At 62.8% G+C, this 1,309-nt stretch carries 1 protein-coding gene; it reads left to right on the forward strand.

Features of this window, described 5'->3' with window-relative positions; genetic code table 11:
• Positions 1–76: 76 nt before the first annotated feature.
• The coding region (locus PG883_RS23480) for a primase-helicase zinc-binding domain-containing protein (protein ID WP_270808453.1) at positions 77–1,309 on the forward strand (1,233 nt) is incomplete at its 3' end.

Here is a 1,309-nt window from a genome sequence, read left to right on the forward strand (position 1 = left end):
TGATTGATAGGGGCGATGATCCCGGAATAGTGCTGGCACAGGAGCGTGAGCAACGACTGGGGGCGGCACAATGACAATGAGCATGACAACCAAGGGGGCCGCGAGCCCCCGCTTTGTTTCTGATGTGGTGGCCGCTGCCGCTGGTCACTGGCCCGAGCTGCTGGCGGCGATGGGGATAGATACCCCGAGCCGGGGCAAGCATGGCCCCTGCCCTGCTTGTGGCGGAAAAGACCGATTCCGATTGGATGACCAAACGGGGCGCGGCACCTGGATTTGTAGCCAGTGCGGGAATGGGGATGGGCTGGATCTGGTGTGCCGGGTGCTGAGTACCACCCCAAAGGCGGCGGCCGAGTTGCTGGCCCCGCTGGTGGGTTTGTCTGCCGGTGGGCTTGACCCTGTAGAGCGGGAGCGTATCCACCAGCAGCAACAGGCCAAGGCAGACCAAGATCGCAAACGGAGCGAACAACAGCGCCAGAAGGCTGCCCGCCGTGCCGCTGCCATCGCGGGTGATGTGGCCCAAGGGGTGAGCCCATATCTCACGTCCAAGGGCTTGGAGTGGCCGCAGGCGACGATTAACCGCACCCTGATCCGTGAAGGGGGTGAGAACTACCCAGCCGGTAGCCTGGTGATCCCGCTGACCGATGAGACGGGCGAACTGGTGAACGTTCAACTTATCCGGGCTGATGGCACCAAGCGTTACCTGCATGGCGGCCAGAAGGCTGGGGCTTTCCACCGTATAGATGGTGGGGAGCTGGTGGCTATCTGCGAGGGGTACGCAACCGGGCTATCTGTTCACCTAGCTATCGGGGCGACCGTCTATTGCGCGATGGATTGCGGCAACTTGGCGGCGGTGGCCCAGATTGCCCGCCGCCAGCACCCAAAGGCCCGGATCCTGCTATGTGGCGACAATGACGCACACACCCAAGGCAACCCCGGCAAGACCAAGGCCGAGCAAGCAGCCGCAACCGTGGGCGGGCTGGTGGCCCTGCCGCCGGTTGCCGGTGACTGGAATGACTACCACCAAGCCCACGGGCTAACCGCAACCAAAGAGGCCATCATGAGCGCCAGCACAGCACCAGTCACCAGCAATCAGGTAAACGAGAAGGATCTGACAGTTGGGCAGACCCTTGGCGGAATCACCAAGAGTCAGGGCGAAACTGCCAAGCAATCCAAAGACGCCAGCCAGAAGGAAGGGGCTCCCTGGCAGGCCGAAGTTGTTCCGCTTCACCCGGTTCGCGATGACGAGACATGGAAGGGGCAGGACATGCCGGAGGGGTTCGAGATCCGTGGTAAGCGGTTGTGCGCCCTG

The organism is Aeromonas sp. QDB25 (assembly GCF_027707725.1).
GTDB classification, from domain to species: Bacteria; Pseudomonadota; Gammaproteobacteria; order Enterobacterales; family Aeromonadaceae; genus Aeromonas; species Aeromonas caviae.